General features: G+C 65.7%; 15 protein-coding genes and 1 pseudogene. 2 read left to right on the top strand and 14 right to left on the bottom strand.

The genetic code is table 11. From position 1 onward, the window contains the following. Nucleotides 1–12 precede the first annotated feature (12 nt). From G6N68_RS14635 to G6N68_RS14675, 9 genes and pseudogenes are all read right to left on the bottom strand, one after another. Nucleotides 13–1419 (bottom strand): wax ester/triacylglycerol synthase family O-acyltransferase, encoded by a 1407-nt coding sequence (locus tag G6N68_RS14635; protein ID WP_163713424.1) that lies wholly within the window; start codon nucleotides 1417–1419, stop codon nucleotides 13–15. Nucleotides 1420–1430: 11 nt separating this feature from the next. After that, a complete protein-coding gene (locus G6N68_RS14640) occupies nucleotides 1431–2627 on the bottom strand; it encodes an alpha/beta hydrolase family protein (protein ID WP_240355754.1) in 1197 nt (398 codons plus the stop codon). A 130-nt stretch (nucleotides 2628–2757) separates the two neighbouring features. Further along, the gene (locus G6N68_RS14645) at nucleotides 2758–3633 is read right to left on the bottom strand and encodes a universal stress protein (protein WP_163713429.1); all 876 of its coding nucleotides are present in this window, start codon (nucleotides 3631–3633) and stop codon (nucleotides 2758–2760) included. A gap of 331 nt (nucleotides 3634–3964) precedes the next feature. Then, a pseudogene (locus G6N68_RS14650) lies at nucleotides 3965–5123 on the bottom strand (site-2 protease family protein). A 36-nt stretch (nucleotides 5124–5159) separates the two neighbouring features. Then, entirely contained in the window at nucleotides 5160–5762 is a 603-nt protein-coding gene (locus G6N68_RS14655) for an SRPBCC family protein (protein WP_163713432.1), read from the bottom strand. 82 nt (nucleotides 5763–5844) lie between these two features. Continuing rightward, nucleotides 5845–7200, bottom strand: coding sequence for a wax ester/triacylglycerol synthase domain-containing protein (locus G6N68_RS14660; protein WP_163713435.1), 1356 nt, complete (start codon nucleotides 7198–7200; stop codon nucleotides 5845–5847). A gap of 1 nt (nucleotide 7201) precedes the next feature. After that, nucleotides 7202–8209 carry an Acg family FMN-binding oxidoreductase gene (locus tag G6N68_RS14665; RefSeq protein ID WP_163713438.1) on the bottom strand — a complete coding sequence of 336 codons (1008 nt, stop codon included), beginning with the start codon at nucleotides 8207–8209 and terminating at the stop codon, nucleotides 7202–7204. Between the two features lie 151 nt (nucleotides 8210–8360). After that, nucleotides 8361–9227: a hypothetical protein gene (locus G6N68_RS14670; protein ID WP_163713441.1), complete on the bottom strand. Its 867-nt coding sequence runs from the start codon at nucleotides 9225–9227 to the stop codon at nucleotides 8361–8363. Nucleotides 9228–9246: 19 nt separating this feature from the next. Continuing rightward, on the bottom strand, nucleotides 9247–10479 hold the full coding sequence (locus G6N68_RS14675) for an acyl-CoA dehydrogenase family protein (protein ID WP_371871587.1): 1233 nt from the start codon (nucleotides 10477–10479) through the stop codon (nucleotides 9247–9249). A gap of 163 nt (nucleotides 10480–10642) precedes the next feature. Between G6N68_RS14675 and G6N68_RS14680 the strand changes: the two genes are divergently transcribed. Further along, nucleotides 10643–12847: a molybdopterin-containing oxidoreductase family protein gene (locus G6N68_RS14680; protein WP_163713446.1), complete on the top strand. Its 2205-nt coding sequence runs from the start codon at nucleotides 10643–10645 to the stop codon at nucleotides 12845–12847. On the opposite strand, the gene G6N68_RS14685 is transcribed toward G6N68_RS14680, so the two are convergent. From G6N68_RS14685 to G6N68_RS14705, 5 genes are all read right to left on the bottom strand, one after another. Beyond that, complete coding sequence (locus G6N68_RS14685) at nucleotides 12825–14498, bottom strand: tetratricopeptide repeat protein (protein ID WP_163713448.1); 1674 nt, start codon at nucleotides 14496–14498, stop codon at nucleotides 12825–12827. The two genes, G6N68_RS14680 and G6N68_RS14685, sit on opposite strands and share 23 nt — an antisense overlap. A gap of 182 nt (nucleotides 14499–14680) precedes the next feature. Next, nucleotides 14681–15568, bottom strand: a complete 888-nt coding sequence (locus G6N68_RS14690; RefSeq protein WP_163713450.1) for an alpha/beta hydrolase fold domain-containing protein — start codon at nucleotides 15566–15568, stop codon at nucleotides 14681–14683. Further along, entirely contained in the window at nucleotides 15565–16413 is an 849-nt protein-coding gene (locus G6N68_RS14695) for an SMP-30/gluconolactonase/LRE family protein (protein WP_163713455.1), read from the bottom strand. The genes G6N68_RS14690 and G6N68_RS14695 overlap by 4 nt, the downstream gene beginning before the upstream one ends. Further along, entirely contained in the window at nucleotides 16413–17222 is an 810-nt protein-coding gene (locus G6N68_RS14700) for an enoyl-CoA hydratase-related protein (protein ID WP_163713458.1), read from the bottom strand. The genes G6N68_RS14695 and G6N68_RS14700 overlap by 1 nt, the downstream gene beginning before the upstream one ends. A gap of 46 nt (nucleotides 17223–17268) precedes the next feature. Then, on the bottom strand, nucleotides 17269–17985 hold the full coding sequence (locus G6N68_RS14705; protein WP_163713461.1) for an SDR family oxidoreductase: 717 nt from the start codon (nucleotides 17983–17985) through the stop codon (nucleotides 17269–17271). Between the two features lie 144 nt (nucleotides 17986–18129). Here G6N68_RS14705 and G6N68_RS14710 point away from each other — a divergent pair, with 144 nt between their 5' ends. Next, nucleotides 18130–18951, top strand: coding sequence for a helix-turn-helix transcriptional regulator (locus G6N68_RS14710; RefSeq protein ID WP_205351341.1), 822 nt, complete (start codon nucleotides 18130–18132; stop codon nucleotides 18949–18951). Nucleotides 18952–18974: the final 23 nt, after the last annotated feature.

The raw sequence follows: 18974 nt of genomic DNA on the forward strand, positions 1-18974 counted from the left end.
CAAAGGCGAAGCTCAGCAACGGCGTGCGCCGACCGCGTACTCGAGCTCGGTGAGGCACGCCTCGGTCAATGGGATCAATGCTTGGATATCGGGCATCACCTCGGCACCGGCGACATATCCAAATCCGATCCGATCGGCGTATGAGCACGTCGTCACGTTGAGCGACTGGCCGTCAAAGACTGTCGACACCGGGTAGATGTCCTCGACATGCGCTCCATTCCAGTACATTTCGGTGGGCGGACCTGGCACGTGTGAGATCGGCAGATTGTATCCGGTACGAACCTTTGGCGTGAAAGGCAGCAGCGGCGAGATCACCGTCGCGGCGATGCTTCCGGCGTTGGTTACCAGCGATGCCGTCGACCCACGTTTGGTCACCCACCGTTTCCCCTCGGCCATCGACCGGTGGATCAGCTGCAGACGTGCCGCCGGGTCGTCCAGGTCGGTTCCCAGTGGACACATCCAGAGCCCAAACATGTTGCCGTGTTGTTCGTTTGCAGGATCGCTCGCGCGGCTACGCACGGTGATCGGGCAACTCGCGACCAGTGATTGAGTGGGCAGTTCCCCACGGTCACTCAGCCATCGACGCAGCACGCCGGCTATTACTGCGGTTGCTACGTCGTTGGCGGTCACATCTGCCGCGTCTTGCACGGCCCGAATCCGGCTCTTGGTCCAGCTGGCGGCGCAGACTGCGCGCTGCGGCCCCAGACGGCAATTGAACCTCGTATGAGGTGCTCCGAACGGCAACACCGTCCTGTGCCCGACCAGGCTGTCGATGACGGTCTGCAGTTCCCCCGTCAGGACGTGTTCGGCCAACTCGATTCCCGACGTCGCCTTTTCGACTACCGAACGTATCGGCGCTACCAGGCGACGCACCAATCCGCCCGGCCCCGTGGGGACCTCCGGTTCGCCACTACGGTCGGCATAGAACGGTGCCGTCGAACGGACTTGTGGGTCGGAGCTCAGCGCATCGGCGATCATCCGGAATCCCGCCACACCATCGACAACGGTGTGATGCACCTTGAGGTAGAAGGCGAACCGTCCACCATCGAGACCGTCGATCAGATACGACATCCACATCGGACGCGACCGGTCGAGGCGCTCGGCATGCAGTTCACCGATCAACGGCCACAACTCGGCCCGCTCTGAAGAGAGCGTGCGTCGCTGGCAATGTTGGTTGAAGTCAACGGTATCCACTTCGCGCCAGACCCAGATACCCCCGGTATCGAGACCACGATGCGGATATCTACGCAGCCGCGGGTCAACCGATTCACACTTGGTCGCCGCGGCATACAGTTCGTCGACGTAGTCCGGCCCAGCATCGGGGGGAGGCGACAAGATGAGCAAAGCGCCGACGTGCATCGGGTTGGATATCAACTCCGCGGTCATCATCGCGGCGTCCAGCGGATCGAGCGGTTCCATCTCGTCTCAAACTAAGCAGGGCGAGCGCGGCGCGTCGGTGGGCCATCCAGGAGTCCAGACTGTTGCAAAGCATCCCAAACGAAGCTCTGTACCGGCTGCGAGCGGAAGAATCCGGTATGACCGCCCGGATACCAGACGATCTCGGGCTTACCCCAGTGCTCCCAGAGACGGTTGACCTGCTCTCGGGGATGCACCAGGCGGTCAGCGATGCCGGCGTAGATAAACCGGCCCGACATGGGCACTAGCGGGGTCAACGACAGTGGTGACACCATCTGCCCGATAGGTGCGGCTAGCTTCATCGTGTGCAGCCGAGGGTCATCGTGACGAAGACCGGAGTGGCGGGCCAGGATGTCGACAAGATCGGCCACGGGTACACCGAGAATCGCGCAGGAAAGTCCTTCTTCGAGGCTGGCGACCAGCGCCGCGATGTAACCGCCCAGCGAAAGACTGTTCAACCCAATCCGTGAGTCAGGCTCCTGTGAGCGGATCCAGGACAACAACCGCCGGATGTCCCAGACCGCCTGGGCCGTCGCGTGCACGTTGTCCAGCACGTCTTCGCCGGGAAACACGGCCCCCTTCGGCAATCCGCGCGCCCGGGGTCCGTGCATCGGCAGGACCGGTATGACGATGTTGAGGCCGAGCTCCTCATGCAACTTCCAGGCCCGAAACAGGGCAAGATCAATTGCGGCGCGGCCCATCTCAGTACCGTGTACGCACACCAACCAGGGTCGCGGTTCCGCATGACGCAGTAACAGCGCATAGTCATGGGTATTGGCGGTGTAGGTCTGCCACCGTTGCGCACCGGGCTCGCCAGGATGTGGCAGGTACTCGCTGTCATAGCGGATGCGATAAAACGAGGGCTTGCGCCCCTTCACCTTGTGGACCGTGACCTCGGAAAGCGTTGGAGGCGTGGCGAAGAACCGCTCGGGATGCTGCAGCAACCCGCTGTCGCCGAAGAAATCCAACGCGGCGGTCACTTCCTCAGTGATGCGCTCAAACACTTCAGGATGACTGACCGGCCGCCGCATCTTGAGGCCCATAATGGCGATTTCATCGCGAAAGGCTTGTGCCGCAATGGCTACCGTCGGACGTGCGATCGGAAGCTCGTCCGATGCGTGGCCAAAGTACTCGCGCCACGACTGCACGAGGTACTGGCCGGTGTGCATGAAGGGCGCAATAGCCCCAACTACGCCAGTCGCGGCCGACATGTAGTCGTTCGGCGGCCCCGATGTCCGGTGATCCTCATTGCTGGGTCTGGCCATGGTTGCAAACTAACAGCCTCGTCGCGCCGCAGGTTAGGGACCTAAGACCCGTGCAAGTCGCCCAAAAGTCATCGCCTTACGCGGGCCGCGCCACTATCACGGGAGTCACGACCGAATGCACGACGGCGTTGCTGACCGAACCTAGCAGTGCCCGGGCCACGCCGCCCCGACCATGACTACCCACTACAACGAGTTGGGCGGATTCGGACTCTTCAATGAGCGATCGACCTGGATGATCAATTACGACAATGCGCTTCACGCTGACATCGGGATAGCGCTCCTGCCAGCCCGCCATGTATTCGGCGAGGTTCCGTTCCGCTTCGTCCGCCCAGTCCAACCACGGGCGCTGGTAAACCGCGACGTCACTCCATGCGTGCAGGACCTTGAGCCCGACACCACGCCACGACGCTTCATCGAGTGCCACGGCAAGGGCCAGGTCGGACGCCGGCGAACAGTCGATGCCGACCAACACCGGAGCTTGATTGGAACGCGGCAGGTAGGAAGCTTCTTCGCGGATGACCGCAACGGGGCACCTGGCGCTACGCACCACACCGTCACTGACCGACCCCAGTAACGCACGCCCCACTGCGCCACGACCGGTGGAGCCGACGACGACCATGTCCGCATCGCTGGACATCTCGACGAGGGTCGGCACCGGGGGCGACGCCTTCACTTCGCTTGCTATCGCGATGGTTCCGTCTGCGACGGCCTCGTGGGCGATCTTCACCGCCTGCTCCAGAACCTGCTGTCCGTCGTCTTCCTGCCAGAGCGAAACCCCGTCCGGGAGAGGGATTTGCGGATACATGGGCACGAATGGCTTGAACGTGTGGACCAATGTCAGCGGCACATTGCGCAGCGCCGCATCCCGTGCGGCCCAACCGACGGCGGCGTTCGATGCGGCCGATCCGTCGACGCCGACGACGATGCCATAACGCGTCACGTTTGTAGACATTTGCCTCTCCTTCGGTGCGCCTCAGAGCGTCCGAGCAACGCTATCGCGTCGAGCTTCCCCCACGATCGGCCCTGTGACCAGAGCGCCGACACGAAGCAGCGCCGATGCGGACCATGACACGGTCTAGGACCAGGTCGTATGCGTCACCGTCTTCAACGAGGCAGGCGAGTCCGTGTCGACGCAAGAAGCCTTCGAGGCGGCGATCCAAAGTCCAATCGATATACCTGCTGTCTGCGTACGGCGAACTCAAGAACTCGTCAGCGATCTCGTCAACATCCCGGTCGACCGGCAGCGAGGCACCGCCCTGCTTGGCATCCATTTCGCACCCGCCCTAGCTGTGCGCGTGGTGGTCGAGTTGCCCCGGCCGGGCTAGTTGGTATATCTCGATCAACCGGGCGAGATCACCCGACGTGACGATGCCGACGACCCGACCCTCGTCATCGACGACCAGGGCACGGCTTCGCGCGCCAACAGGTGTCATTCGCTGCAACAACACGTTGAGCGGTTCCCCAGGATTGGCGGTGGGTACCTCACCTAACGGCACGGCGATCTCGCCGACGCTGGTCCTTGCACGCTGGTCCGGCGCAACGTCTCGCAGTTGCCGCAACGCCACCAATCCCACGATGGATCCGTGATGATCAACTACGGGATACGCCGAGTGCCGATCGCCGAGCAGATAGCGCTGAATGAAATCCTCGACACTGATCCAGCCGGGCGCGGTACGCGGTTGCGGGGTCATCGCATCGGCGACGCACATGCCGACAAACATCCGCCGCGTCTTCGCGTCCTCTTCCTCCTCGCGTGCCGCAAGCAGGATGAACCATCCGATGAACGCCAGCCAAACGCCGCCAATGACGCCGCCTAGGAGAAACTCGGCCAGACCCAAAGTGATCAGAACGATGGCTACAACTCGTCCGGCATGCGCCGCCGATAGGGTGGCCCGCACCCTGTCCCCGTGACGGCGCCACAACCGGGCCTGAACCAGCCGGCCCCCGTCCAGCGGCACCCCCGGCAGCAGGTTGAACAGGCCCAGTAGCAGGTTGACGGCGGCGAGCCACCACGCGACGCTGACGACGATACTGGGGGCCCACACGGCATCGAGGGTGATTGCGCCGGCGGCAAATGCCGCAGACAGGCCAAGGCTGGTCGCCGGTCCTGCGATGGCAATGCGGAACGCCGCATCAGGCGTCTTCGCCTCATCCTCGATCGCCGTCACACCACCGACGAGCCATAGCGTCACCCCTTTCACACTCGAACCCACTCGGCGCGCGACGATCGCATGCGCAAGCTCGTGGGCCAGCAGCGATGCCAACAGCACGAGCGCCCCGCATGCGCCGGCCACCCAGTAGGCCAGTCGGGTGTAACCCGCGGCGAGACCGGGCAGTTCGGTCGCCAGGCTCCAGGTAAACAGCCACAAGGATCACGATCACGCTCCAGTGAACCCTGACCCGGAACCCGGCGATAGGCCCTAGCGGGATGGTCTCACGCATTCTTGTTCCTTCCGAAATTCACTGGTACACAGAGCATTACGCTGAGAAGCTGACGCTCGACGACGTGGACCGTTCCGCTCGGCGTTTGACGCTGAGCAGGAACCCTCTGGCCCCCAGCGAGACCAACGGCCTGATCAGTTCCACGACAAACACTTCGCCGGGGTACCGCAGGGCGACCCTGGCGCGTATGAGCAGGCGGGCACGGTCTTCCCAGTGTGGCTGCAGATGGAATGACACCACCGCGTTCCCGGCCAGACCGGGTTCGGCCAGGCTGAGGACGATATGGCTATCCGGCACCATCTCGACGACGGTGAAGCGCAGGGTGTGGTGTCGTCCCATCTTGGCTGGGAAGCCCACGTGCAGAGTGTCCCCTACCGCGATGTCCGGCAACTCATCCGACTTGGAAAAGCCACTGGCGAGTTGGCACGTGCGCAGAACCTCGGGCAGGACCGCAGCTACGGGCGCATCGATGTAGACCGCCTCGGTCGTTTGGATCGCCGGGTCCCGCACCAAGGCGTCACCGGGCAGTCGCATTTGGGATTCCGCTTTGGTAGCGCCCCAATTTCGGTAATAGCGTCGAGAGCAATACAGTGCGGCAAGCAACGCGGTTGCTTTCGCGGCGCGCTTGATCGTGGTCATACCACCAGTCTTGTCGGGAATTGCGCTCTCAGACGAGGGTCCTTGGTCCCCAGCGGATCAGCCGAAGTGCTCGGGCACACGCTCAATGCGCGAGCGCCAACACCTCGTCAAAGCCGGCGATCAGGCAGTCGTGGAAGACATCGACGTCCTGGATAGCCGCGGTATCAACGTTGATGCCCAGAGCGCACTCGTCGACGCAGGTCAGCAAGGTGATGTTGAAGGCGGCGCCGAGGGTGGGCGAGAACGCGTACTGCATCCTGACCGCGGCTCCGGCCAGGTAGATCGGTTCGGCAAAGCCGGGTACATCGCTGGCGATGAAATCAACCTTGCGAAGGGCCGAACCGACATACCAGCGCGGTGCCAGACGAAGCGCAGCTGCGATGAATTCGGTATGGCGCAAGGACTTTTCGTTGCGTACTTTGGCGGTTGCCTCGTGGATGATCCGGATGCGTTCCGCGGCATCGACAATTCCGACCGGCACCTCGAACCTCATCAGCGTTGCACGATTGCCTCCCGGCGGGTCGTGCGGGGTCCGAACGCTGATTGGCATTGTCATGGTGAGGCTTTCGACCATTGCGCCGTGCTTCTCGTGATACCGACGCAGTCCGCCGGCCACGGCGGCGATGAACGCATCGTTCAACGAACCACCGGCGTTCAGTCCGGCCTTATGCAGCCCCTCGGTGGGCACGTGATGGGTCGCGAGGCGTCGGCCTTTGTGGCGGTCGATCATGATCGGCGATCCGGGGCCACGGGTGGGCTGGGCAGTTCGCCAGACTGATGCCGCAGTCTCGCAGGTTTCGACCACCGCTTTGGCCGGGTTTTGGATGCCCTTGCCAACGAGCGCGGGGAGTCTTCGGGTGGCCTTGAGCGCGTCGGTCGCGTATCGCACAGCGCCCAGTGCCGCCGTCCGATACGGGGACGCGCGGGTTGTCCGCGGCGCCGCCCCCGTTGGCGCTGGCCACTCCTCATACTGTGGCGCGCGGTCATACAACGCCGCCGCCATTTCGACGGCACCGACACCATCGGTGAGCGCGTGGTTGACCTTGCACAGCAGTGCCGCGCCACCATCTACCAAGCCCTCGATCAGGGTGCACTCCCAGAGTGGACGAGCCCGATCGAAGTCGGCCATCGCCGCAATCCGGGCCATCTCCTCGAGAGTGGCCATGTCACCGGGCGCAGGGGCGTCCACCCTGCGTAGGTGGAAGGCAAGGTCAAACTCGTCGTCGGGTTCCCACCGTGGCGGGGCTAACCCCGGTGACGGGACCACCCGTTCCCTAAACGCCGGCACCACCCGACTGAGCAGTTCGAATCGCTTGGTCAACTCCCGCCAGTCCGGCGGCCGGTCGAGCAGGACGAGCACGACGATGGTCGAACGCAAACACGGATCGCTCTCGATCGACCAGATGAAAGCATCACTGCTGCGGAGGAATCCGGGCATGCTAGCCCCCGGCGCTTGGTATGGGGTCGCTATCGCTTAGCCATTCGACGATCTCGGCGAGCGGACGCCGCGGCGTCGCCGGCAGCGGATCCGCATTGATGGGAGCCCAACCAACCCGCAGCAGCATCTGTGGGTAGCTGCTATCGCCGAAAACCTCAGCGCGAACGGCTTCACGGGTCTCAGCGATCTCGAGTGGCTCGGTCACCGGACAGCTGGCCAACCCCATCGCCGTTGCGGTAAGTAGCACGACGCTCGTCGCCTCCCCCGCCCGCAGCTGAGACAGTCGATCGTCGTCATGGGTTCCCAACGCCAGAATCACGGCATTGTCGTCGACCGATGAAGTGTCGGGGGGCATGGGCAATGCGGCGCCGGCAAAATGGCGACTGGGCACCATTGCCGTCGGATCCGGCACGGGTATGTTGCGGGCCGGCACACCCACCGGCGAGGCATGCCGCCCGGTCCAGGTGGCGAGTTCGGTGAAGTAACCGGGGTCTGCCGCATGCTCTGACATCGATTGCGACACAATGGCGCTCAAGGAGCTCATCGACTCGACGCGATGCAGCGCGACTCCGCTGCGGGCAGCTCGCGCGGCCATCAAGGCGATGTCAGCCACCGGGACCTGCCAGAAGCTGTAGTGTCGCCGGTCGGTTCGCCGCCGTGGAATCGCGGCGGCAAGCATGATGTCGAGCTGATCGGGTACGTGGCGAGTCACCTCGATTGCCGCTAGGTGGGCGGGCTCGGCCGGGTTCGGCAGGCGGTTGACCTTCGCCTGCCATCCGAGGGCCGCCAACGCCACCACGCAGTGGTGCAGCGCCGCACCGCAGCTCAACATCAGGTCGCGACCGTCCGGGTCAGTATGGGGAAGCTGCAGGCTCGGGTCGGCATACAGGTGCAGGCTGGACTGACCAACCCGCCACCGCCACGGCTGCGTGTTGTGCACGGACGGCGCACGAGACGCCAGCGTCAATGCGGTCTGGATTGTCCCCGCATCTGGGAAGTGTGCGTTCATGACCTTCCTTTGCCCGTTCAATCGAAGCCTTGCCACCAACGATCGCGCGAACAGGGGGCCGCAACGAGGGCATGCCGTCCCTAATGGAGGGGACTTTGGACCATTTACGAGTCCGCGAGGTGCGGTAACCGCCGGGTCGGCTGGGCGGTGGTCAGCCGACGACGTCGAAGATCGCCGCGGCAGAGGTGACGGGCTTGTCCGCGTTGCCCTCGTCGTGCAGCAGCATGCGCACGCCCACCCGCCCGGAGCGACCGGCGTGCGCAGTGCCCTCCACCCGGAACGGGCCCACCTTGCCCCGCGACATGAACATGACGTGCCAACTGACCACCTGCACCTTGCGGGTGCCCACGAGATCGGCCGCCAGGTCCGTGGCCGCGGTCTCGAGGACGACGTGCTGCGGTCCAATGTGCAGCGCCGCATCCGGTGAGGCGAGTTCGGCGCTCAACGGCGGCAGCACCCAATGTCCGTCGTCGCGCTTGCTCGCCCCGAACGCCGCCCACAACGGTGGTAGGTCCGGTGAGTCCTCGATGACCAACTCGGTTCCCGAAACATCCATCTTGCCAAGGCCTTCCGGTGGGATGCCGATGACTGCCCCCTGGCCTTCGTTGAAGGCGATCACCCGGTCCGGGTTGTCGGCATCGACGATCGTGCACCGCCCGTAGCCCATCGTGCGGCCCTGGTGCACGATCCCGGAACCGACGATCTCGATCCGGGTGACGTCGTAACCGGGGTCGACGATCTGCACCGAGGCGATCACCGGGTTGGGCACCGCCACCATGTCGGTCTGACACCCCTCGGGCGACGAGATGGCCAACGGCGCCACCATGATTCCACCGGCCTCGTTGCGCATGTCGCGGCGGATGGCGACGGTGTCGTCCTGCTCGCCGATGTTCATCGCAGAGTGCTTGCGTCCGATGTAGCGGTAGCTGAGCAGGCCCGTCCAGCGCCGATACAGCTCGTCGCGGTAGGCGTCGGAGTCGTGGGCCAACTCGCGGATGTCCCGTAGTTGGTCACTCATGTTGGCCACCCTCCTGCGACTAGGAGCGCGACGCGTTGCGTCGCACCTGGTTGAACGGCACGCCTCGGTCCGCGGCGTACTCGCGTGGAAAATTCAGCACCCGCTCGCCAATGACGTTGCGCGCCATCTCGGTAGTGCCGCCGCCGATGTTGGCGATCTGACGGCCGATATAGCGGGTGCCCACGTCGAGGACCGTTGCGTCATCCTCGACGACGGCCGCCGGTCCGGCGACGGCTGCGGCGGTGTCGGTTTCGATGTTGTGCGCCTCCGCCATGTGCAACCGGATGATCGATCCCCCGGTAGGCGGCAGGGATCCTGCGACGACGGCGCGGTACACGTGGTCGCTGAGCTGTGTTTGTACCGCGCGGTGAACCAGGGCTCGGCCGACCATTTCGCGAACGCGTTCGCTGTCCTCCTGCCGCACCGAACGCACCAGCGCTACCAGATCTAGCGAAACATCTTGAGATTCAGTGATTCCCGGTCCGATCGCGTACTCCGAGCCGTCGCCCATGGTGCGCCGTTCGTGGTAGAGCTGGCGGGACGCAACCTCCCAGCCCTTGCCCGGTTCACCGACAACGGCGTCGTCACCGACGTCCACGTCGTCGAGGAACTCTTCGCAGAACTCCGCGGATCCGGTGACCTGACGAATCCGATTCGTCGTGATGCCGGGGTGACGCATCGGCACCAGGAACATGGTCAGCCCTTGGTGTTTGGGTGCTTCCCAATCGGTTCGGGCCAGACACAGCCCATAGTCGGCCGCGAATGCTCCACTGCTCCACGTCTTCGCGCCGTTGATGATCCACCGCCCGTCGCGGCGATCGGCGCGGGTGATGACACCGGCGAGGTCCGATCCCCCGCTGGGTTCGGACAGCAGTTGCACGAGAATTTCGTCGCCGCGCAGCGCCGCGTGGACGTGGGTGCGCTTCTGCTCCTCGCTGCCCATATCCAGGATCGTCGCGCAACAGATGGCGAAGGACGGAATGTTGAGGATGAACGGCGTCTCGTAATCCACCGCCTCGGCGTCGAACGCCTTCTTGTATTCGTAGCTCAGCCCCAACCCGCCGTACTCGCGCGGAAAGCAGATGCCGGCGAATCCCCCGTCGTACAGGAGTCGTTGTAGCTCACGGGCCCGCCGCCAGGACGCTTCCCCGTCGCGCTCGAGAGCGGTCGGACTGTTGGGATCCAACCGCGGCATGTTCGCGGCCAGCCAGGATCGGGCCCGGTCCCGGAACTGCTGGACGGACTCAGCCATGGCCTCCATGCTAAGCGACTGTACAGCGCCAGCTCGGATACCCCTCGTCGAGTGTGAATCCGATGGCGCGCCACGCCGGTTCGGCGTCGGAGATTCCACAGTGGGCGCCTCGCCGGTAATCGCCGAGCTATACAAAAATCGGTGGAAGTGTCACGCTCGAAGGATGGATCCGCGCGACCGAGCCACTGGTTCTCGGACCGTGTTCACGTTCTGCCGGTACTGCCTCGCCTCGTGCGGAGTCGAGGTGACCGTCGAGGGCAACCGGGTGCGCAAGATCGCCGCCGACAAGCAGAATCCGCACAGCTGGCAGGATTTCTGCGCCAAGGGCCGCACCGCGGCACAACTCGTCGAACATCCGCGCCGCATCCTGGCCCCGATGCGGCGGGTGGGTGACGGCTACCGCGAGGCCACCTGGGACGAGGCGATCTCGGACATCGCCACCCGGATGACCGAGTTGATCAAGGCTGACGGCCCGGACACCGTCGCCGCCTACTACGGCAATCCGGCCGGCTATTCGGGGTCAAATCTGATCTTTATGAACGGCTGGCTCGATGGGGTCGGCACCAACAACCGCTACGCGGTCGGGTCGGTCGATCAGAACGCGCTACACGTCGTCGCCGAGGCGATGTACGGGTCGTCGATCATGGTGCCGGTGTCGGATATCGACAACTGCGACTACTTTCTGTTGGTCGGCACGAATCCCGCGGTGAGCGCATGGAATTGGGTGGACAGCGCACCCGGCGGCTGGAAGCGCGCGCTGGCGCGGCAGAGGCAAGGCGCCAAGATCGTTGTGGTCGACCCGCTCCGCACCGAGTCCGCCGACAGGGCCGACGTCCACATCGCGGTGCGGCCCGGCCAGGACTGGGCGCTGCTGCTGGCCATGGTCAAGGTGATCCTCGACGAGGGACTGGAACACGCGGGCGACTGTGCGCGTCTGGCCGTGGGTATGCCGGTGCTTCGGAGACTCGTCGCTGATGCGGATCTCGATGACCTGGCGCGGCGCTGCGACATCGACCGTAGCCAGATCGAATCCGTGGCAAGGGATTTCGCGACGGCCAGAGCCGCCATGGCGATCACTCGGACCGGGGTCTCGTTGCATGTTGCGGGCACGGTGGGCGAATGGCTCGGCCAGGTGCTCAACGTGATCACCGGACGCATGGACCGCCCCGGTGGCCGCCGTTTCGAGCCGGGGTACTTCGACGCGCTGCGGATGGCCGGCCTGGCCAAGACACCGGACCACAAGAGTCGACTGGCCGGCCGCACGATGGTCGCCGGTGCGCACGCGCTGAGCGAACTGCCCGCCGAGATCACCACCCCGGGACGCGGGCGGATCCGAGCGCTGCTGATCAACTCCGGCAACCCCGTCGTCTCCGGCCCCAATGGCGCGGCGCTGGACGACGCACTGGCGCAGTTGGACTTGCTGGTGGCCATCGACTTCGTCCAGCGCGAGAGCCACCGCCATGCGCATTGGTTGCTACCGGCGGTGCATTGGCTCGAACGCGACGACCTGCTGGCCCTGACCAGCAATCTGCACGACGAGCCCTACGTGCAGTACGGGGTGCGCGCCGTGGAGCCGCCCCCGAACGCGCGTGAGGAATGGCGCATCTTCGTCGACCTGGCACTGGCGATGAACGCACCGCTGTTTGGCGTCAAAGGACTCAACGGGTTCATCCGGGCCAGCCGGCGCCTGGCGGGGATCACGGGCCGGCCGGGGCTGGCTTTCACGCCGCACTGGATCAACCGGCTGATCGTGGCATCCTCACGAAAGGTCAACGGCCACAAGCTGAAATGGAATCACCTCCGGAACCACCCGCACGGGCTGGTGCTGGGGCCGCGGGAGTACGGCCACTTCGCGTCCGCGCTGCGCACCCCCGACAAGCGGGCACACGTGGCGCCCGACGAACTGGTGGCGCGGGCCCGGGAGTTACTTGCCGCGCCACCGCCCGAGGCCCCGGAGAAGTACCCTTTCCAGATCGGCAACCGCCGCCACCGCCACTCGATGAACTCGTTTCTCAACGAGCTGCCCGACCTGCATCCCGGCGGCAAGGGCAGCGTGGTGCTGATCCACCCGGCCGACGCGGCAGCGCTCGGCATCGACGACGGGGACCCGGTGTGCGTGCATGCACCGGTCGGCGCGGTCGAGGTCAAGGCCCGTCTGAGCGACCGACCGCGGCGCGGGTTGGTCATCCTTGACCACGGCTGGGGTTCACGCGTCTTCGACCCACGCGGCGGCGCGGCGCCGCAATCGTTCGGCGTGAACCGCAACCTCCTGGTTGACGGTGAGCCGGTGGACCCGCTGTCGCAGACCCCGGCGATGAGTTCGTCCTACGTGGGCATCAGTCGGGTCAGTCATCACAGCACGACGTGACGTCGAGCCGGCACGCGCAGGACGCTCTGATCGGGACGTCGGCGCGCGCGGCGGCCAGGGCGAGTTGTTGGCCGATGATCGTTGCTTCGGCGGTGCGGCCGAGTCGCTGCAGGCATTCGTGATACCCGTGCAGGCTCCACACATTCCCGGGGTGCTGACACGGCCGGGCCAGAGTGGGATCCAGACCGAGGTCGGCGGCGTAAACGGCCGCCGCCTCCTCGACGTGGCCCTGTTCGAGCAGCAGTGCGCCGTAGGCGTGCCGGGTGGGCTGCATCCAGCCCCACGGCTCGTCGTAGGGTAGCGAGTCGTCGAGCTCCACCGCACGCCGCAGGTGGCTGAAGGCCGCGTCGAATTGCTCTTCCCGGTAGGCGATTTCACCGTCGAGCATGGCCCCGGCGACGGCGAGGATGTCTCGGCTGGTGTTGTTGAACAGGTACCGGGTCTCCGGTATCCGCTCGTACGCGTCGGTGAACGCCGCGCGTTCGTCGTTGGCCTCGGCGAGCCGACCGGTGGCCGCCAGCGCCACGCCGCGTCCGTAGTGGAAGGTGGCCGTGCTGGTGCAGTAGAGGTCGGTGTCCTGCGGCAGCGGCTGGGCGATCAGTTCCTCCCACCGCCCGAACCGCACCAGCACGTGGATGCGTAGCGGCACAAAGGCTTCGAGCCAGTCGGCCATCGGCGGGGATTCGATCGACAGCAGTTCGGGTGTCAATTGGCCCGCTAGCTCGTCGGCGGCCTGCAAGGCAATTCGTGATTGCCCTTCGAACATCGCCGAATACACGATGAAGTGCAGATCGTGGGCGCGGTAGAGGGAATAGAAATTCAGCGGGCCCTCACGTTCGACGAAGCGTCGATCCGCTTGCACCGCAGCAAAATTCGCCACCACCGAGCTGTGGTAGTCGCCGCAGAGGACGTCGATGTGGCTCGGCATGTGTCGCAGGTGCCCGGCGTCGGGCACCAGGTCACGCAGCAGGTCGGCTGCCGGTAGGGCGTCCTGCGGGGTCGGCGACATTTCCATGGTGTGGACATACAGATGCAATGCACCCGGGTGTTCGCGGCCCGCGGGGGTGGCCAGCGCGTCTTCGAGGATCCGCTTGGCCTCGAGCACCCGTGAGCCCGCGGCGGGGGCGCCCGTTGTGGTGTCCCACAGCGCCCACGCCGTGAGGTTGACCAGTGCGTCGGCCGCGAGAGCCTGCACGTCGACGTCGCTCGGATAGGTCGCGGCGAGTTTGGTCATCGCGTCGGCGTAGGCGCTTTGGCCGGTTGCCAGGGCTTTCGTGTCGTCCGGGTCGTCGGTGGGAAAGCGGACCTGCAGCGCGACGACGAGGTCCCGTTCGACCGCGCTGGCACGGCCTTGCGCCGCGAGTTGCAATTCCCGCCGTGCTCGGGCCAGTGATGAGCTCAGGTCGGTCGGGTCGAATGCCTCCCACGCCTTGTTGTAATTGGGCCCGACCGAGTAGGCGATCCCCCATCGCGCGATGGCCAGATCCGGGTCGAGTTCCAGCGCCTGCTCGAAGCAGCGGATCGCCTCTTCATGGTTGAACGCGTAGGCCCACACCAGCCCCCGGTCGAACCACACCTGTGCTTGCGGCACAGGGGTTTCGACGGGTCGGTGGTAGGAGCCGAGGTCGTAGTACTGCTCGTCGGCAGCCATGGTGGCACCTTACTCACGGGGCCGGCCGGCCGCCGCACCGAGCCTGAAAGCGTGCGCTCGCCGCAAGGCTCTGTGCACCCACGGCACGCAGACCATCCCCGTCAGCGACCCTGAATCCATGCAGAAAAAGTACGAGTAACGGCCTGCCAAATTACAGGCTCGCCGCAGCCTCCGGCCGAAAGCTAGCCACGCAGGCGCTCGACGATAATCCGCCGCGCCGCACGACCTTCCGGCGTCGGCGACAGCGGATACACATGCAGCAACCCAGGTTCCTCGTGGTAATCGACGGCAACGCCTGCGGCGCCGGCTTTTTCAACCAGCAACCGGGCGTCCGGATTGAGGATGTCCCGGGTTCCGCTGAACACAGTCAGCGCACCGAGACGGCTCAGGTCCGCCGCCAGTGGGTCTACCCGCGGATCGCCGAGCGGCAGGTTGCCACGCCAGCAGTCGGCGAAGACCAGCAGACCGTCGCGTCCCAGCCATGGGTCGTCGACGGCGGCAATGTCCGGATTGGACAGTGAGAGGTCGAGCACCGGGGAGATCAACACCGTCTGCGGTATGACCACGTCATGCTCGTCGCGCAACAGCAGGGCCACCGACAACGCCATCTGACCACCGGCGGAATCCCCGGCCAGGCACACCCGGTCACAACCGGACGCCACCGCCTCTGCCACCAATTGCACGAGGGTCGGCATCACCTCGGCCGCCGTGGCGAATGGCACCAACGGATAGATCGGGACGATCACCTTCGCACGCGCATCAGCGGCGATTTCGGTGACCAATTGCCAATGCTGCGTGCTGATTTCGTTGACCCAGCCACCACCGTGCAGGTAAACGACCGCGCCGGTGGGCAAGCCGGACGCGGGGGTGACGGTGTAGATCGGCCACCCGAACCGGCGCTGGACCTCCACCGCGACATCCGGACGCAATCGGGCGGGCGGCCCGTACGGTTGTGGACGCAGTTCTCGTCCGGCAAGGTGGGCGCGCGCGTTGTCAGCACTGGCGTAGGCGCGCGTCCGCCCCGTCAGGCGAAGGAGGACGGGTAGCGCGCGACTGGCCCAGCTGGTCATCGAAGACCCGTCTCGCCGTCACCGAAGAGCACCCGCAGCAGCGACTGACTCCCGGCAGCGGTGATGTACAGCTCGTCGAGGTCCGCGCCGCCGATGCAGACGTTGGTGGGCAGCGACCCGGCCGGCAGCTCGATCACGGCTTGGCGGTTCCCCTCGGCGTCGATGGCGTCGATGCGGTCCCCGCCCGTCAACGCCGCCCACGTCAGGCCGGACGGGCTGACCACCATGCCGTCGGGCCACCCGTTGTCGAACGTGTGCAGCAGCCGCGGCTGCGACCAGCTCGCAGAACCCGACGGGCTCACCTCGTAGGCCAGCAAGCCCGCCGACAGCGTGGCCGTGACCAGCAGTGACTGTCCGTCGTCTGTGAAGCCCAGGCCGTTGATGAACGGGGGCCCGTTGTCGACGATCTGTTCGGGTTCGGCTCCGTCGAGCGAACAGGCCCACAGGTGTCCCGGCCAGTCATCGGGTGCGTTGAGGACGGCTTCGTCGCGGGGATCGGTCACCCACAGCCGACCGTCCGGACCGAAGACCAGGTCGTTAGGTGCGCCCATGCCGGTGACCAGGTAGTCGACCTTTCCGTCGATGACGACCTGCACCCCGGGCTGCGCCGGGCCGCTCGCGTTGAAGACTCCCCCGTTCTGGGCCACGTACAGGGCACCGTCGGAGCCCAGCACCAGGCCGTTGGGGCCACCGCCGGTGACGATTCGCTCGATCGGTCCGCCGCCCGTCGGGTCGACGACATAGAGGCAACCGTGACTGATCGAAGTGAGCGCAATTCGTCCGTCCGCCAACCACACGGGCCCTTCGGTGAAGCCAAGTTCATTGGCGACCACGTCGATCTGCATTACACCTCCGGCAGTGGTTTCCAGTCCTTCGACACCGATCCGCTCCAACGCGGGACACGGCGCTGCAGGAATGCCTCAACACCCTCGCGTGCGTCCGCACCCCCCATCACCCGATGATGCAGTTTCGTCTCCAGATCGGCGACCTGCCGCGCCGTGTAGCCCTTGAGCATGGTGTCCCACAGCAGTCGCTTGCTCAATGCGGCCGACATCGGTGCGACGTTGACGGCGATGTCGCGCGCCACCGTCATCGCATGCTCGAGCACCTGGTCCCCGGGCAGTGTTCGAGTGGCGACGCCCATCGTGGCCGCCTCGGCGCCGTCGAACGTCCGCCCGGTCAGGAGCAGGTCCGCCGCAACGGCACCACCTACCAGGTGCGGCAACGTCCAGTGCGACATGCAGTCCGCTATCACTCCCCTGCGTGCCTGTGCCACAGCGTATTTGGCGTCGCGAGCCATGATTCGGATGTCGGCCTGCAGCGCGATGGTCAATCCAATGCCGATGGCGTGGCCGTTGACCGCGGCGATGACCGGCTTGCCCAGCTCAAACGCGGCCGGATCGGTTGGGGCTGCTGTGAATTCGTTGCCCGGAGTGTCGAACGGGCTGTTTTCCATCGAGAAATCGGCTCCGACGCAGAACGCGTCCCCCGCGCCGGTGAGGACGATGGCCCGCACCTGATCGTCCTCGTCACACTGCCGGTAGGCCTGATTGAGCAGCGCACCCATTTCCGCGGTGTAGGCATTGCGCCGCTCGGGTCGGTTCAGGGTCAACAGCGCAACGCCGTCGGCGACCGCGGCGGTGAGATCAGCCATGGTGCTCATCCATCGGGGCAAACATACCGAACCGTGGACATCCAGATCAGCGCTGGCGCACGGGCCGGATCACCATCTCGTTGACGTCCACGTCGGCGGGCTGGCCGACCGCGTAGGAGACCGCGGCGGCGATCGCGGCCGGGTCAAGGGCGTACTTGCGGTATTCCTTCATGAACCCCTTGGCGTGCGGATCGCTGATGGTGTTCGCCAGTTCGCTTTCCACAACTCCGGGCGAGACCGTGGTCACGCGGATCCCGGGCGGGGACTCCTGGCGCAAGCCCTCGGTGATCGCCCAGGCGGCGTACTTCGTGCCGCAGTACACCGCCGCGGTCGGAGTGACCTTGTACGAGCCGACGGACGCCGTCGTGACAAAGTGGCCGGAGCCCTGCGTGCGGAAATGCGGCAAGCTGGCCGAGATCCCGTGCAGCAGACCGCGGATGTTGACGTCGATCATGGTGTCCCATTCGTCGACGAGGTCGGAGTCCAGCCGCGAGAGCGGCATCACCCCGGCGTTGGCGACGAACACGTCGAGGCGGCCGTGCCGGGCGACCGCGTCGTCGACGGCGCGTCGGACCGCGTCCCGGTCGGTGACGTCGAGCTCCTGCGCCTCGATGGTGTCGGTGCCGGCGGCCAGCTCGTCGAGCAGTTCGGTGCGCCGCGCCGCGGCGACCACGGTCAGGCCGTCGGCGGCCAGCCTGGTCGTGATGGCGCGGCCGATGCCGCTGCTGGCTCCGGTGACGAACGCGACTTTAGGTGTGGTCATGGTTCTCCTTGATTCGCACGGTGTTTCGGGTGGTTACTGCGCACCATCCACCGTGACGGAGAGCCGACGGATCCGGCAGGACGCAGTGTTCCTGGGTGCGCTGCACCCAGGCTCGGGGGCAGGCGGGTCGCTAGCATCGACACCATGTCCGACGACGAACTCGGCTCCTACCTGCGGGCCAGGCGGGCCGCGGTGGGCCCTGACGAGGTGGGCCTGCGCAGCAGCGGCCACCGCAGGGTGGCCGGGCTGCGTCGGGAAGAGGTGGCGATGCTGGCCGGGCTCAGCGTCGACTACTACACCCGGCTGGAGCAGGGCCGTGAGCGCAGCCCGTCGGTGCAGGTGGTCGAGGCACTGGCGGTCGCGCTACGCCTGGGCGAGGACGCCCGCAGCCATCTGTACCGACTGGCCGGCCACATCCCGCGCGACCGGGTGGCCGTCGAGGACCGGGTGGACAACGCGCTGCTCGACCTGATGGCGGCCTGGCCGGATAACCCGGCCATCGTCTACAACATCGCCTACGACGTGCTGGCCTCCAACGGAATCGCGGACGCGCTGTTCCACAACTGGAGCCATTCCCGCAACCTGATGCAGGTCGTGTTCACCGATCCGGAAGCCAGGCGGTTTTACCTGGATTGGGAACAGGTGGCGGCCAATTCGGTCGCCGGGTTCCGGCTCAACCATGGCCGAGCGCCTCACCATCCGAGGATCCAGCAGGTGCTCACCGAGCTGCTGGCCTCCAGCGACGAGTTCAAACGACTCTGGCAGCGGCACGACTCGCGAGGAAAGTCGTTGGAGTCCAAGCGGTTCTACCACCGCGACGTGGGTGAGCTGACGTTGTCGATGCAGACCTTCGACGTGCGGTCCAGCCCCGGCCAGGAGTTGGTGGTCTACCACGCCGCTCCCGATTCGGCTAGCGCCCACGCGCTGCGGCTGCTCGGCTCGCTGTCGGTAACTGTCGACCCGTAGCTTTATCGGGGCAAACACACCGA

This window comes from Mycobacterium bourgelatii (assembly GCF_010723575.1).
In the GTDB taxonomy this organism is placed as follows: Bacteria; Actinomycetota; Actinomycetes; order Mycobacteriales; family Mycobacteriaceae; genus Mycobacterium; species Mycobacterium bourgelatii.